A 13,935-nucleotide genomic window follows, 5' to 3' on the forward strand; every position below is an offset into this window, starting at 1 on the left:
AGCCCCTGCCCGACGCAACGCCTGCGCCGGCGGCACCGCTCGCCGGCATCCCGCTGGCAGAACGCCTGCGGCCCAAAACACTGGACGAGGTCATCGGCCAGCGCCATCTGCTCGGGCCCGGCATGCCGCTGCGCGTCGCCTTCGATGCCGGCCGCCTGCACAGCATGATCCTGTGGGGCCCGCCCGGCGTCGGCAAGACGACGCTGGCGCGGCTGATGGCCGGCGCCTTCGACGCGCAGTTCATCGCGATCTCGGCCGTGCTCGGCGGCGTCAAGGAGATCCGCGAGGCCGTCGAGCGTGCCCAGGTGGCCGCGGCCCAGGGCCGGCGCACGGTCGTCTTCGTCGACGAGGTGCACCGCTTCAACAAGTCGCAGCAGGACGCCTTCCTGCCGCACGTCGAGGCCGGCCTCTTCACCTTCATCGGCGCGACGACGGAGAACCCGAGCTTCGAGGTCAACTCGGCGCTGCTGTCGCGCGCGACCGTGCAGGTGCTCAAGAGCCTGGATGCCGGGGAACTCGGCCAGCTCATCGCGCGTGGTGCCGCCGAACTCGGCGTGCCCGAGCCCTCGCCCGAGGCGGCGCAGCGCCTCATCGGCTATGCCGACGGCGATGCGCGCCGGCTGCTGAACGCCTTCGACACGGCGGCCTCGCTGGCCGAGGGCGCGCCCATCGACGAGGCCCTGCTGGAGCGCGCTTTAGGCGAGCAGCTGCGCCGCTACGACAAGGGCGGCGACCAGTTCTACGACGTGATCTCCGCGCTGCACAAGTCCGTGCGCGGCAGCAGCCCCGACGGCGCGCTCTACTGGTTCGCGCGCATGCTCGACGGCGGCGTGGACGCCCGCTACATCGCTCGCCGCCTGATCCGCATGGCCAGCGAGGACATCGGCCTGGCCGACCCGCGCGCGCTGCGCATCACGCTGGACGCGGCCGAGGCCTATGAGCGTCTGGGCTCGCCCGAGGGCGAGCTGGCGCTGGCCGAGGCCGTCGTCTATCTCGCCATCGCGCCCAAGTCCAACGCGGTCTACAAGGCCTTCAACGAGGTCAGGGCCTTCATCAAGCAGGACACCTCCCGCCCGGTGCCCGTGCATCTGCGCAACGCGCCCACGCGGCTGATGAAGGAGCTGGGCTACGGCAAGGCCTACCGCTATGCCCACGACGAACCGAACGCTTATGCCGCCGGCGAGCAATATCTGCCGGACGGGCTGGAGGGCCAGCGCTTCTACGAACCCGTGCCGCGCGGCCTGGAGCTGCGCATTGCCGACAAGCTGGCCGAACTGCGCCGGTTGGATGATGAGGCGGCTGGCGAGGGCTAGCGCGGCGCTGGCCGCGCTGCTGCTGAGCTTCGGCGCTGCACGCGGAGCCGACGGCCCGACGCTGGCCCGCGTGCGCGACACCGGCGTCATCGTCATCGGCTACCGGCCGGCCTCGCTGCCCTTCTCCTACCTCGATGCCCAGCTGCGCCCCACCGGCTACACGGTGGAGCTGTGCGAACGCATCGTCGCCGCCGTTCGCAGCCGGCTGCAGCTGCCCGACCTGGAGGTGCGCCGCGTCGAGGTGGCCTCGGCCACGCGCATGCCCCTCGTCATCAACGGCACGCTGGACCTGGAGTGCGGCATCACGACCAACACGGCCGAGCGGGCCCGCAGCCAGGCCTTCTCGCTGACCATCTTCGTCGCCGAGACGCGGCTGATGACGCGCGGCGGCGAGCGCGTGCAGGGCCTGGCCGACCTGCGCGGCCTGGCCGTGGCCTCCACCATCGGCACGACCAGCATCCAGCACCTGGCCAAGGTCAACGGGCAGCAGGGCCTGGGCATTCGCATCCTCGGCGGGCTGGACGACCCCGAGGGCTTCCAGCTGCTGCGCAGCGGCCGGGCCTCGGCCTTCCTGATGGACGACGTGCTGCTGCGCGCGCTGCTGGCCCAGCAGGGGCCGGGCGCGGACGACTACCGCATCTCCGACCAGGCACTGACTGTCGAGCCCTATGCCATCGGCCTGCGCAAGGGCGACCCGCAGTTCAAGGCCCTGGTGGACGAGGTGCTGGCCGGGCTGTATCGCAGCGGCGAGATCCACGCGATCTACCGCCGCTGGTTCGAGTCGCCGCTGCCGTCACAGGGGCTGAACCTGAAGCTGCCGATGAGTGCCGCCTTCCGCCGCGTCATCGCGAATCCGACCGATTCGCCCGATCCCGAGCGCTACCGCTGAGTGCAAAACCAAACGCAACCACAGAGGCACTGAGGCACAGAGAGAAGAAGCCTCGCGGGCTGTTTCTCCGTGGCTCTGTGACTCTGTGGTTGCATTTCCAGCGTCAGCGAAAGGCGTCCAGCTGGATGCCGTGCCGGTGCAGCTTGTCGTACAGCGTCTTGCGCGGCGTGCCCAGCATCTCCATCGCGGCGGGCACTTTGCCCTGGCAGCGGCGCAGCGCCTGCTCGATCAGCGTCTTCTCGATCAGGTCCATCTGCCGCGCGAGGTTGAGCGCCGGCACGGCCTGCAGCGCGGCCTGGGGGTCGAGGTCGTCCAGGGCCAGCACGAAGCGGTCGGCCGCGTTGCGGATCTCGCGCACATTGCCCGGCCAGTCATGGGCGATCAGCTCGCGCAGCTTTTCGGGCGTCAGCTCGGGGGCGGCGCGCTCGTAGCGCGCGCAGGCCTGGGCGACGAAGTGCTCGAACAGCAGCGGGATGTCCTCGCGGCGCTCGCGCAGCGGCGGCAGGTTCAGCGTGGCGATGTTGAGGCGGTAGTAGAGGTCGCTGCGGAACTCGCCCTTGCCGGCCTGCTCCTTCAGGTCGGACTTGCTGGCGGCGATGAAGCGCACGTTGACGGGCAGCTCCTCGTTGGAGCCCAGGCGTTCGACGCGGCGCTCCTGCAGCACGCGCAGCAGCTTGATCTGCAGCGCGACGGGCATGGTCTCGATCTCGTCCAGCAGCAGCGTGCCGCCGTTGGCATGCTCGATCTTGCCGATGCGGCGCTTGGCCGCGCTCGTGAACGAGCCGGGCTCGTGGCCGAAGAGCTCGCTCTCGAACAGCGCCTCGGGCAGGCCGCCGCAGTTGATGGCGACGAAGTGGCGGTCGCGGCGCGGGCTTTGGTCGTGCAGGCAGCGGGCCACCAGCTCCTTGCCGGTGCCGGTCTCGCCGACGATGAGCACGTCGGCCGATGTGCCGGCCAGGTTCAGCACCTGGCGGCGCAGCTGATGCATCGCGGGCGACTGGCCGAGCAGTGCGGCCTCGATGCCGCTGGCGCGTTGCAATTGGGCGCGCAGCTCGTCGGCCGAGTGGCGCAGCGTGCGCAGGTCCAGCGCGCGGCGGGCCACGTCCAGCAGGCGTTCGGGCGCGAAGGGCTTCTCGATGAAGTCGTAGGCGCCGGCGCGCATGGACTGCACAGCCATGGCCACGTCGCCGTGAGCCGTGATGAGGATGGCGGGGATGCTCGGGTCCGTGGCCTGCACATGGGCCAGCAGCGCGCGGCCGTCCATGCCGGGCAGGCGCACGTCGGTGATGACGATGATCTGCGCGCCGGGCTGGATGTGGGGCAGGGCCTCCTCGGCGCTGCGGCAGGGCAGCACCGTGAAGCCTTCCAGCTCCAGCGTCTGCGTGAGGCTGACCCGCACCGGCAGGTCGTCCTCGACGAACACGACCTTGTAGCCTTCAAACATTGCTTGCCTCCGCTGCCGCCGTCCATGTCTCGACGGCGAGGTCGAACTCGAAACTCATGCCTTGCTCCAGCCGCTCGGCGCGCAGCGCGCCGCCGAACTCGTGCACGATCTTGGCCGAAATGACCAGGCCCAGGCCCAGGCCTTCGCCGGCCGGCTTGGTCGTGAAGAAGGGCTCGAAGAGGCGCTGCAGGTCGGCCTCGCCGACGCCGCCGCCGCTGTCCTGCACGCGCACCAGTGCGCGGCGGCCCTCGTCCTGGGCGACGACGCGCACGATCAGCCGCCGCTCGCCCTCCTGCTGCATCGCGTCGATGGCGTTGCCGAACAGGTTGACCAGCACCTGCTCCAGCCGGTTGGCCTCGGCGCGCACGCGCAGGCCCGCGGGCACGTCGACCTCGGCCAGCAGCCCGAGGGCGCGGCTGCGGTGTTCCAGCAGCAGCAGCGCGTTGCGCACGCAGTCCAGCAGCGAGGTGCTGCCGACGAACTGCTCGTCGGCCTTGCGCGCGAAGCTCTTGAGCTGGCGCGTGATGCGGCTCATGCGCTCGACCATGTCGTCCATGATCTGCAGATTGCTGGCCACGGCGTCGTGGCGACCGGCTTGCAGCAGCCGCACCGAGTTGCGCGCCAGCGCGCGCAGCGCCGTCAGCGGCTGGTTGACCTCGTGGGACAGGCCGGCCGACATCTGGCCCAGCACCGCGAGCTTGCTGGCCTGCAGCAGCTCGCCCTCGGTCTGCAGGCGCTGCGCGATCTGGCTCTTCAGCGCGTCGTTGGTCTGGCGCAGCTCGGCGGTGCGGCTGTCCACCAGCTGTTCGAGCTGCGCATGCGCCTGCTGCAGCTCGGTCTGGGCCCTGGTGAGCTGGCGCAGCGCGCGCCGGCGCGAGGCCAGGTAGAGCGCCGCCAGGCCCACGCTGGCGCCGAAGGCCGCGCCGCCCCAGGCGGCGATCTGGGCGCGCTGCCTGACCTCGGTCAGGTCCGACAGCGCGACGAGGCGCAGGCCCAGCGGCACGATCTGGCGCTGCTGGGCCAGCATGGGCCGCATGCCGGGCAGCGGCAGCCGCACCTGCTGGCCCTGGTGCACCTCCAGCGAGGCGGGCAGCTCCAGGTCGGGGCCGATGGACTGGGGGTAGCGCGCGCTGGCCTGCAGGGCCTGGCGGCGCGACGGGTCGGCATGGTCGAGCACGGCGTACTTCCATGCCTGCACCGAACTCATGATGACGACGTCCTGGTCGTCCGCCACGAGGATGCGCTCGCCCTGGGAGCGCAGGCCGAGGTCGACCCAGGTGGCCTCCAGCGGCGCGAGGTTGAAGCGCACGACGATGACGCCCGCCGTGCGCCCGCCCTGGCGCAGAGGGTGCAGCAGATAGAAGTCGGTGCTGCCGGTGTTGGGGTCGGCGGCGAAGAAGTGGTTGCGATCCTGCACCAGGGCCTCGGCGAGGCGCGGCGGCGGTGTCAGCGTCTCGCTGGCCGACAAGACCTGGCCCTGGGCATCGGCGACGAAGATCTGGTTGGTGCCGGCGCGCACATTGACGCGGGCCAGCACCTGGCTGGCGGCGCGGCGGCGCCCGGCGTCGTCGGGCGCGAGCATCAGCGCCTGCAGCGTCGGGTCGATGGCCAGCAGGCTGGGCAGGGACGCATGGCGGCCCAGCTCGGCGGCGAGGTTGGACGCGTAGAGCTCCAGCCGCTCGGTGCTCAGCGCCGACAGCTGCTCGCGGCCGCTGCGTTCACTCAGGCGGTGCGCGAGCACGAAGCCCAGCGCCATCAGCAGGCCGGTCAGCACGAAGTAGAAGCCGGGGCGGCTCGGCAGCCGGCTCAGAAGCCGGGCGCGGGCGCGCAGCGGGGACGGGGAGGAGGGCGCAACCATGACAGACGGGCCGTTAGTGTGCCCACGCCGTGCGGCTCCCGGCGGCCCCGGTGGCGGTTTTTTAGGGTCTGGCGAAGAATCGCCCAGCGGCGCTGCGGTTTGTGCGGATTTCCGCCCAGGTTTCGCTGTTCCACACTCGTGAAGTCCGACCAAGGCCGCCCGCGTGGGGCGGATCGAACGCCAGGCAGTTTCAGACCGTCGGTGAATACCCTGGAAACCCGGTCCTGCACCGTGTTTTGGCACGAGGGTTGCGATTTGTCCCGGGTCGCGTGGCGCATGCTGCGCCCAACAAAATCTTCTGGAGCCCTTATGGAGACTCTGATTCAACAGATCATCAACGGCCTCGTGCTCGGGAGCATGTACGCCCTCGTCGCGCTGGGCTACACGATGGTCTACGGCATCATCAACCTCATCAACTTCGCGCACGGCGAGATCCTGATGGTCGGCGCCATGGTCAGCTGGACCGTGATCAGCGCGCTGGCCGACACCGGCATGCCGGGCTGGCTGCTGATGCTGATCGGCCTGGCCTGCGCCATCGTCGTCTGCGCGCTGCTGAACTTCTCGGTCGAGAAGATCGCCTACCGGCCGCTGCGCAGTGCGCCGCGCCTGGCGCCGCTGATCACGGCCATGGGCATGTCGCTGCTGCTGCAGGTGGTCGCGATGATCATCTGGAAGCCCAACCCCAAGCCCTTCCCGCTGCTGCTGCCCACCGACCCCTTCGACCTCGGCGGCCCGGTCATCACGGTCACGCAGTGCCTGATCCTCGGCCTCACGGTCGTCATCCTCGCGGGCCTGATGTATCTCGTGAACTTCACCAAGCTGGGCCGCGCGATGCGCGCCACGGCCGAGAACCCGCGCGTGGCCGGCCTGATGGGCGTCAAGCCCGACTTCATCATCTCGACCACCTTCGTCATCGGCGCCGCGCTGGCGGCCGTGGCCGGCCTGATGTGGGCGGCCAACTACGGCACGGTGCAGCACACGATGGGCTTCATGCCCGGCCTGAAGGCCTTCACGGCCGCGGTGCTGGGCGGCATCGGCAACCTGGCCGGCGCCGTCGTCGGCGGCGTGCTGCTGGGCCTGATCGAGGCCATCGGCGCCGGCTACCTCGGCGACCTGACCGGCGGCGTGCTCGGCAGCCACTACGCCGACATCTTCGCCTTCATCGCCCTCATCCTCGTGCTGACGCTGCGGCCCTCGGGCTTGCTCGGCGAGCGCGTGGCTGATCGCGCCTGAGGAGACACGGACATGCAAGCCAAGAAACTCATCACCTTCCTCGCCGCCGCCGTTGGCCTGATCGCCGTGCCGCTGTTCGCGCAGCAGCTCGGCAACGGCCCGGTGCGCATCATCGACCTGGCGCTGCTCTACGTGCTGCTGGCCCTGGGCCTGAACATCGTCGTCGGCTACGCCGGCCTGCTGGACCTGGGCTATGTTGCCTTCTACGCGGTGGGCTCCTACATGTTCGCGCTGATGGCCAGCCCCCACCTCAGCGAGAATTTCGAGGCCATCCAGGCCGCCTTCCCGACCGGCCTGCACTCGCCGATCTGGCTGGTCATCCCGGCGGGCGCGGCGCTGGCGGCCTTCTTCGGCGTCGTGCTGGGCGCGCCGACGCTGAAGCTGCGCGGCGACTACCTCGCCATCGTCACGCTGGGCTTCGGCGAGATCATCCGCGTGTTCCTGAACAACCTCGAGTACCCGCTCAACATCACCAACGGCCCGCGCGGCATCGGCCAGATCGACTCCTTCCACATCCTCGGCGTGGACCTGGGCAGGTCGTGGCAGATCGGCGATTTCACGCTGCCCTCGGTGACGCTGTACTACTACCTCTTCCTTCTGCTGGTCGTCGTGGGCGTGGTGATCTGCTACCGGCTCGAGAACTCGCGCATCGGCCGTGCCTGGATGGCCATCCGCGAGGACGAGATCGCCGCCAAGGCCATGGGCATCAACACCCGCAACCTGAAGCTGCTGGCCTTCGGCATGGGCGCCACCTTCGGCGGCGTGTCGGGCGCGATGTTCGCGAGCTTCCAGGGCTTCGTGTCGCCCGAGTCCTTCAGCCTGCAGGAGTCGGTCATGATCGTCGCGATGGTCGTGCTGGGCGGCATCGGCCACATCCCGGGCGTCATCCTCGGCGCGCTGCTGCTGTCGGCCATGCCCGAGGTGCTGCGTTACGTCGCCGGCCCGCTGCAGCAGATGACGGACGGCCGGCTGGACGCGTCCATCCTGCGCCAGCTGCTCGTCGCGCTGGCCATGATCGGCATCATGCTGGCCCGCCCGCGCGGCCTGTGGCCTGCGCCCGAGCATGGCAAAGGCGCCCCGGGCGCGGTGAAGTGAAGGAGGGCGAACCATGAGCATCCACGACAACATCGTTCTCAACGTCAGCGGCGCGTCCAAGCGCTTCGGCGGCGTGCAGGCCCTGTCCGACGTCGGCATCCAGATCCGCCGCGGCCAGGTCTATGGCCTGATCGGCCCCAACGGCGCCGGCAAGACGACCTTCTTCAACGTCATCACGGGCCTCTACGTGCCGGACGGCGGCAGCTTCTCGCTGGGCGGCACGCCCTACACGCCGCAGGCCGTGCACCAGGTCGCCAAGGCCGGCATCGCGCGCACCTTCCAGAACATCCGCCTGTTCGCCGACATGACGGCGCTGGAGAACGTGATGGTCGGCCGCCATATCCGCACCAGGTCCGGCCTGGTCGGCGCGGTGCTGCGCACGCCGGCCTTCAAGGCCGAGGAGGCCGCGATCAGGGCGCGCGCCGAGGAGCTGCTGGACTACGTCGGCATCGGCAAGTACGCGGAGTTCAAGGCCCGCACGCTGAGCTACGGCGACCAGCGCCGGCTCGAGATCGCGCGGGCGCTGGCCACCGACCCCCAGCTGATCGCGCTGGACGAGCCGGCCGCCGGCATGAACGCGACCGAGAAGGTCGTGCTGCGCGAGCTGATCGACCGCATCCGCAACGACGGCCGCACCATCCTGCTGATCGAGCACGACGTGAAGCTGGTCATGGGCCTGTGCGACCGCGTGACCGTGCTCGACTACGGCAAGCAGATCGCCGAAGGCACGCCGGCCGAGGTGCAGAGCAACGAGAAGGTGATCGAGGCCTACCTCGGCGCCGGCCACAAAGCCCACTGAAGCGGGGAAGAACAAATGGCAGAAGCAAAGCAAACCCTGCTCAAGGTCAGCAGCCTGAAGGTGGCCTACGGCGGCATCCAGGCCGTCAAGGGCGTGAACTTCGAGGTGCGCGAGGGCGAACTGGTGTCCCTGATCGGCGCCAACGGCGCGGGCAAGACGACGACGCTGAAGGCCGTCACCGGCATCCAGCCCATCGCCGCCGGCGACGTGACCTATCTCGGCGAGTCCATCAAGGGCAAGGGCGCCTGGGACCTGGCCAAGAAAGGCCTGGTCATGGTGCCCGAGGGCCGCGGCACCTTCACGCGCATGACCATCACCGAGAACCTGCAGATGGGCGCCTACAACCGCAACGACGGCGAGATCCAGTCCGACATGGACAAGGTCTTCGCGCTGTTCCCGCGGCTGAAGGAGCGCGCCAAGCAGCTGGCCGGCACGATGTCCGGCGGCGAACAGCAGATGCTGGCCATGGGCCGCGCGCTGATGGCGCGGCCCAAGGTGCTGCTGCTGGACGAGCCGTCCATGGGCCTGTCGCCCATCATGGTGGACAAGATCTTCGAGGTCGTGAACGACATCCACCGGCAGGGCGTGACCATCCTGCTCGTCGAGCAGAACGCCAGCCGCGCGCTGGAGCTGGCCAACCGCGGCTATGTGATGGAATCCGGCGAGGTCACGATGGACGGCGAGGGCCAGGCCCTGCTGAACGACCCCAAGGTGCGCGCCGCCTACCTGGGCGAGTAGGCCGGCGGCCGTCCCGAGGGCGCCTTCAGCCGAGCGCCTGCGCGATCAGCGCGGCCTGCTCGCGGCGGTGCAAGGCCAGCGACGAGCAGGCGCCGGCGGCCGTCACCGCGCGGGCGACCGGCTGCCAGACGATGCCGGCCGGCGCCAGCCCGGCCAGCTCATCGCGCAGGAAATGCCAGGCGCCCTGGTTCAGCGTTTCCTCCTGGGCCCAGATCAGCGTGTCCAGCTTGCGATAGGGCGCCAGCGCCCGGGCCAGCTCCGCGCCCGGGAAGGGGTAGAGCTGCTCCAGCCGCAGCAGGGCCACGTCGCGCCGCGCGCCGCGTGCGCGGGCCAGTTCGTGGTGCAGCTTGCCGCTGCACAGCACGAGGCGGCGCGCGTCCTGCGGCGCGGCGAGCGCGTCGTCCAGCACCGGATGGAAGCCACCGGTCAGCAGTGCATCCGGCGGCGAATGCGAGGCGGGATCCTGGTAGAGGGCCGACTTGGGCGTCAACGCGATCAGCGGCTTTCTCTCGGCGTCCAGGGCCTGGCGGCGCAGCAGATGAAACCACTGCGCCGCCGTGCTAGGGCAGGCGACGCGCAGATTGCCGGCGCCGCAGAGCTGCAGGAAGCGGCTCAGATAGGCGTTCGAGTGTTCGGGCCCGACACCCTCGTAGCCGTGCGGCAGCAGCAGGGCGAGGGCGCTTGGCTGGCCCCACTTGTCCTCGCCGGAAGCGATGTACTGGTCGAGGAAGACCTGGGCGCCGTTGACGAAATCGCCGTACTGCGCCTCCCAGATCGTCAGGTCCGCGAGGCGCTGCACGCTGTGGCCGTATTCGAAGCCGAGCACGCCTTCTTCGGACAGCGGCGAGTTGACGACCTCGAAGGGCGCGACCGCGCCGAGCTGCTGCAGCGGCAGGAATTCGTCCGGGCCGGTGAGCGCCTGGTTGTGCCAGACCGCGTGCCGGTGCAGGAAGGTGCCGCGGGCAACGTCCATGCCGGAGATGCGCACGCCCACGCCGGCCTCCAGCAGCGACGCATAGGCCATGTTCTCGGCGAAGCACCAATCCGCGCGCGCCGCCCCGTCGCCGGCGGCGATGCGCTGCCAATGCGAAGCCAGCTCCGCCAGCTTGGGATGCGGGCGGAAGCCCCGCGGCAGGCGCGTCATCGCGGTGATCCAGCCGCGCAGCCGCGCCTGCGTCGGCAGTGACTGCGGCAGGGCGCCGGCATGGGGCGTGCGAGCTGTGGTCTCGACGCCCGGGTCGGCGATCGAGAAGGCCCGCTCGGCCGTGGCCCGCTGGCGCTCGATGTGCGCGGCGATCTGCTGTGGGCCGCAATGGCCGGCGGCAACCAGGCGCGCGGCCACGACGTCGACGACCGAGGCCTGGCGGGCGGCCATCGCATACAGGCGCGGGCTGGTCAGCGACGGTTCGTCATGCTCCGAGTGGCCGAGGCGGCGGTAGCCGACCAGGTCGATGACGATGTCGGCGGTGAAGCGGCTGCGGTAGGCCATGGCCAGCTCGGCCGCGTGCGCCAGCTGCTCGGGCGTGTCGGCGTTCACGCGCAGCACGGGGGCGTCGATGCAGCGGGCGATGTCCGTGCAATAGCGGCCGGCGGCCGCGTCCATCGGGTTGGGCGTCGTGAACCCGAGCTGGTTGTTGATGACGACATGCACGCATCCGCCCACCGCATAGCCCTGGCGCTGCGACAGCATCAGCGCCTCCATGACGACGCCCTGGCCGGCAAACGCGGCGTCGCCATGCAGCAGCAGCGCCGCGGCGCGGCCCCGCACACGGGCGGCATAGGTCATGCCGAGCACGACGGGGCAGACGCTCTGCAGGTGCGAGGGGTTGGGCGCCAGCGTCAGCGTCAGCGGGCCGTGCGCGGTCGCGAAGCTGCGCCGTGCGCCGAGGTGGTAGACCAGGTCGCGATGGCGCTCGGGCCGGGGCGGCTCCGGGTCGAAATGGTCCAGCACGCTGGCGGCGGGCATGCCGAGCAGATTGACCAGCAGATTGACGCGGCCGCGGTGCGGCATGCCCATGAAGAGCTCGGTCACGCCGCGCAGCGCGGCCTGCTCGACGAGGGCGTCCAGCAGCGGCAGCAGGGCCTCGCAGCCCTCCAGCGAGAAGCGTTTCGCGCCCGGGTGGCGGCGTGCGACGTGGCGCTCCCAGGCCTGGGCCTGGATCAGCCGGTCCAGCAGGGCGCTGCTGCATTCGGTGGGCGGCAGCGCCTCGATGCCGGCGTGCAGCCAGGCCCGGCGCGTGGGATCGCGCAGCGCGCTCGTGTCCAGCGCCAGCGTACCGCAGTAGATGCGCTTGAGCTGCCGGTCCAGGCCGGCCACGTCGCGGGCGCCCAGCATGGTCGGGGCGTCCGCGCCGAGGGCATCGCCGGTCGCGAGGCCGAACGCCGCGGGCGCCAGCAGCTCCTGGGCATCGGCCGAATCCGCCATGCCCAGGGGGTCGAGATCGGCGCAGCGGTAGCCCTCGGCCCGGTGCGCGTCCAGCCAGCGCTGGACGGCCGGATGCAGGCGGGTGGCTGGTGGACGGCCCTGCGCGGGCCCATGCGCAGACGGCCCCGTGGCCGGCTGGTTCGCCATGTTCATGATGGAAGACTCCCTGGTGATGCAAGCTGGGGCCGCGCCGTCGCCCCGGCGCCCACGGTCGGGCGCCTTGACGGCAGGGCCTGGTCCGGGCCCGGATCTGTGTCCGATCGGCCTCGTGAAAGCGTTGGACCCGTGGGGGTCAGAGCACGAAGGCGCGCACCATGTCGTTGAGGCGGCTGGCCTGCAGTTGCAGTGCGCGCGCCGCGTCGGCGCTCTGCTCGACGAGGACAGCGTTGCGCTGCGTCGAATCGTCCATCTGCGAGATCGCGACGTTGACCTGCTCGATGCCGGCGCTCTGCTCCTGGCTGGACGACGTGATCTCCGCGACGACGCTGCTGACGCGCGCGATGCTGGAGACCACCTGCCGCATCGTCGCGCCGGCCTGCTCCACCATCTTGCTGCCCACGTCGACCTGCTGCGCCGAGTCGTCGATCAGGGCCTTGATCTCCTTGGCGGACTGCGCGCTGCGCTGGGCCAGGTTGCGCACCTCGGCGGCGACGACGGCGAAGCCGCGCCCCTGCTCGCCGGCGCGTGCGGCCTCGACGGCCGCGTTCAGCGCCAGGATATTGGTCTGGAAGGCGATGCCGTCGATGACGCCGATGATCTCGACGATGCGCCTGGACGAGACGGAGATCGAGTTCATCGTGTGCACGACCTGCCCGACGACCTCGCCGCCGGCCGCCGCGATGTCGGAGGCCGACGTCGCCGAGTGGTTGGCATGGCCGGCGTTGTCGCTGGCCAGCTTGACGGCCGACGTCAGCTGCTCCATGGCCGCCGCGGTCTGTTCCAGCGCGCTGGCCTGCTGCTCGGTGCGGACCGCGAGGTCTTCGTTGCCGCGGGAGACGTTCTGGGCCGCGACGTGGATGTTGTCCGCGCCGCTGCGCACCTGGGTCACGATGCCGTGCAGGCTCTCGACCATGCGCTGCAGCGCGCCCATCAGCCGCCCGACCTCGTCGTGGCCGACATGCTCGACGCGGTAGGTGAGGTCGCCGGCCGCGACGGCCTCGGCCAGGTCGATGGCGCGGTGGATGGGGCGGGTCACGGAGCGCGTGATCAGCAGCGCGGTGACGACGCCCAGCACGATGGCCAGCAGCGAGCCGCCGACCATCAGGCAGACGGCCTGCCGGGACCTGGCCTTGGCTTCGTTCACGTCGTCCAGCATGCCCTGGGCATGGTGGGCGACCATCTTGTCGAGCAGCGCGTAATACCTGGCCTGGGGCTCGGCCAGCTCGCCCTCGTACAGCGCAATCGCCTCGTCGCGCTTGCCGGCCGCGATCAGGTCGAGCACCCTGCGCACCTGGGCGCCGTAGGCCTTGCGGGCGGCCCCCTGCTCCTCGAAGATCTGCCGCGCGGCGGGGCTGTGCAGCGAGTCCTCGAGCTTCTTGAGGTTCTCGGTGTTGGCGGCGCGGATCGCCGCATAGTCGTCGGCGTATTTCTTCTGGCGCTGCGGGTCGGTGGCCAGCAGCATGCGGCCGAGCGTCAGTGCGCCCTGGTCGCCGACCTCCTTGATGCGGTTGCTCAGCGCGATCTGGGCGTAGTTGTCGTTGACCACCTCTTCCATCGTCGCGCCGATGCGGTCGAGCACCGCCACGCTGCCGAGCAGGCTGGCGCACAACAGCGCGATGACGACGGTGAACGCCAGCGCCAGCCGTGTGCCGATCTTCCAATCAGAAATACGCATGCAACACTCCCTTGAAGCGGATCAATCGCCAGGCCGTTGTCTCTCGGTCTTGTTGCTGCGCCCGGTTCCCTGGTTATGTTAGTGGGTGGCGTGTGCGCTGTTATGGCGGTTATGAGAAATTCGAGGCCTGCTTCACGAGTTGTGCATGACACCTGGAAGAGTTGCCAGGTCGCCCGGGCGCTCCGGCAGAATCGAGTAGGGTGAGGGGTCGCCCCCTCAGCCCTCTCACACCACCGGACGTGCGGGTCCGCATCCGGCGGTTCAAGTAAAACGCTGGAGTTGCTGGTGGGTATCCACCAGCGAGACC

At 70.2% G+C, this 13,935-nt stretch carries 10 protein-coding genes; 6 read left to right on the top strand and 4 right to left on the bottom strand.

The features are described from left to right. Positions 1 to 5: 5 nt before the first annotated feature. Both NYP07_RS21590 and NYP07_RS21595 read left to right on the top strand, forming a co-directional pair. The gene (locus NYP07_RS21590) at positions 6 to 1,313 is read left to right on the top strand and encodes a replication-associated recombination protein A (protein WP_268153867.1); all 1,308 of its coding nucleotides are present in this window, start codon (positions 6 to 8) and stop codon (positions 1,311 to 1,313) included. After that, entirely contained in the window at positions 1,291 to 2,202 is a 912-nt protein-coding gene (locus NYP07_RS21595; RefSeq protein ID WP_268153850.1) for an amino acid ABC transporter substrate-binding protein, read from the top strand. The genes NYP07_RS21590 and NYP07_RS21595 overlap by 23 nt, the downstream gene beginning before the upstream one ends. A gap of 103 nt (positions 2,203 to 2,305) precedes the next feature. On the opposite strand, the gene NYP07_RS21600 is transcribed toward NYP07_RS21595, so the two are convergent. Next, a complete protein-coding gene (locus NYP07_RS21600; RefSeq protein WP_268153852.1) occupies positions 2,306 to 3,646 on the bottom strand; it encodes a sigma-54-dependent transcriptional regulator in 1,341 nt (446 codons plus the stop codon). Then, on the bottom strand, positions 3,639 to 5,504 hold the full coding sequence (locus NYP07_RS21605; RefSeq protein ID WP_268153854.1) for a sensor histidine kinase: 1,866 nt from the start codon (positions 5,502 to 5,504) through the stop codon (positions 3,639 to 3,641). The genes NYP07_RS21600 and NYP07_RS21605 overlap by 8 nt, the downstream gene beginning before the upstream one ends. Positions 5,505 to 5,813: 309 nt before the next feature. On the opposite strand from NYP07_RS21605, the gene NYP07_RS21610 reads away from it, so the two are divergent. The 4 genes from NYP07_RS21610 to NYP07_RS21625 are packed head-to-tail and all read left to right on the top strand — an operon-like array spanning position 5,814 to position 9,369. After that, positions 5,814 to 6,737 carry a branched-chain amino acid ABC transporter permease gene (locus NYP07_RS21610; protein ID WP_268153856.1) on the top strand — a complete coding sequence of 308 codons (924 nt, stop codon included), beginning with the start codon at positions 5,814 to 5,816 and terminating at the stop codon, positions 6,735 to 6,737. Positions 6,738 to 6,749: 12 nt separating this feature from the next. Continuing rightward, a complete protein-coding gene (locus NYP07_RS21615; protein ID WP_268153858.1) occupies positions 6,750 to 7,832 on the top strand; it encodes a branched-chain amino acid ABC transporter permease in 1,083 nt (360 codons plus the stop codon). A gap of 13 nt (positions 7,833 to 7,845) precedes the next feature. After that, the gene (locus NYP07_RS21620; protein WP_268153861.1) at positions 7,846 to 8,631 is read left to right on the top strand and encodes an ABC transporter ATP-binding protein; all 786 of its coding nucleotides are present in this window, start codon (positions 7,846 to 7,848) and stop codon (positions 8,629 to 8,631) included. A 15-nt stretch (positions 8,632 to 8,646) separates the two neighbouring features. Then, positions 8,647 to 9,369: an ABC transporter ATP-binding protein gene (locus NYP07_RS21625; protein ID WP_268153863.1), complete on the top strand. Its 723-nt coding sequence runs from the start codon at positions 8,647 to 8,649 to the stop codon at positions 9,367 to 9,369. A 25-nt stretch (positions 9,370 to 9,394) separates the two neighbouring features. On the opposite strand, the gene NYP07_RS21630 is transcribed toward NYP07_RS21625, so the two are convergent. Both NYP07_RS21630 and NYP07_RS24000 read right to left on the bottom strand, forming a co-directional pair. Further along, positions 9,395 to 11,947: a 2-oxoglutarate dehydrogenase E1 component gene (locus NYP07_RS21630; protein ID WP_268153865.1), complete on the bottom strand. Its 2,553-nt coding sequence runs from the start codon at positions 11,945 to 11,947 to the stop codon at positions 9,395 to 9,397. 139 nt (positions 11,948 to 12,086) lie between these two features. Next, the gene (locus NYP07_RS24000; protein WP_276597587.1) at positions 12,087 to 13,628 is read right to left on the bottom strand and encodes a methyl-accepting chemotaxis protein; all 1,542 of its coding nucleotides are present in this window, start codon (positions 13,626 to 13,628) and stop codon (positions 12,087 to 12,089) included. Positions 13,629 to 13,935: the final 307 nt, after the last annotated feature.

The organism is Pelomonas aquatica (assembly GCF_026712205.1).
GTDB classification, from domain to species: Bacteria; Pseudomonadota; Gammaproteobacteria; order Burkholderiales; family Burkholderiaceae_C; genus Pelomonas; species Pelomonas aquatica.

Excerpts from the sequence above, each read along its gene's own strand:
- NYP07_RS21595 (WP_268153850.1), top strand. The coding sequence starts at position 1,291 with ATGAGGCGGCTGGCGAGGGCTAGCGCGGCGCTGGCCGCGCTGCTGCTG.
- NYP07_RS21600 (WP_268153852.1), bottom strand. The coding sequence starts at position 3,646 with ATGTTTGAAGGCTACAAGGTCGTGTTCGTCGAGGACGACCTGCCGGTG.
- NYP07_RS21605 (WP_268153854.1), bottom strand. The coding sequence starts at position 5,504 with ATGGTTGCGCCCTCCTCCCCGTCCCCGCTGCGCGCCCGCGCCCGGCTT.
- NYP07_RS21610 (WP_268153856.1), top strand. The coding sequence starts at position 5,814 with ATGGAGACTCTGATTCAACAGATCATCAACGGCCTCGTGCTCGGGAGC.
- NYP07_RS21615 (WP_268153858.1), top strand. The coding sequence starts at position 6,750 with ATGCAAGCCAAGAAACTCATCACCTTCCTCGCCGCCGCCGTTGGCCTG.
- NYP07_RS21620 (WP_268153861.1), top strand. The coding sequence starts at position 7,846 with ATGAGCATCCACGACAACATCGTTCTCAACGTCAGCGGCGCGTCCAAG.
- NYP07_RS21625 (WP_268153863.1), top strand. The coding sequence starts at position 8,647 with ATGGCAGAAGCAAAGCAAACCCTGCTCAAGGTCAGCAGCCTGAAGGTG.
- NYP07_RS21630 (WP_268153865.1), bottom strand. The coding sequence starts at position 11,947 with ATGAACATGGCGAACCAGCCGGCCACGGGGCCGTCTGCGCATGGGCCC.
- NYP07_RS24000 (WP_276597587.1), bottom strand. The coding sequence starts at position 13,628 with ATGCGTATTTCTGATTGGAAGATCGGCACACGGCTGGCGCTGGCGTTC.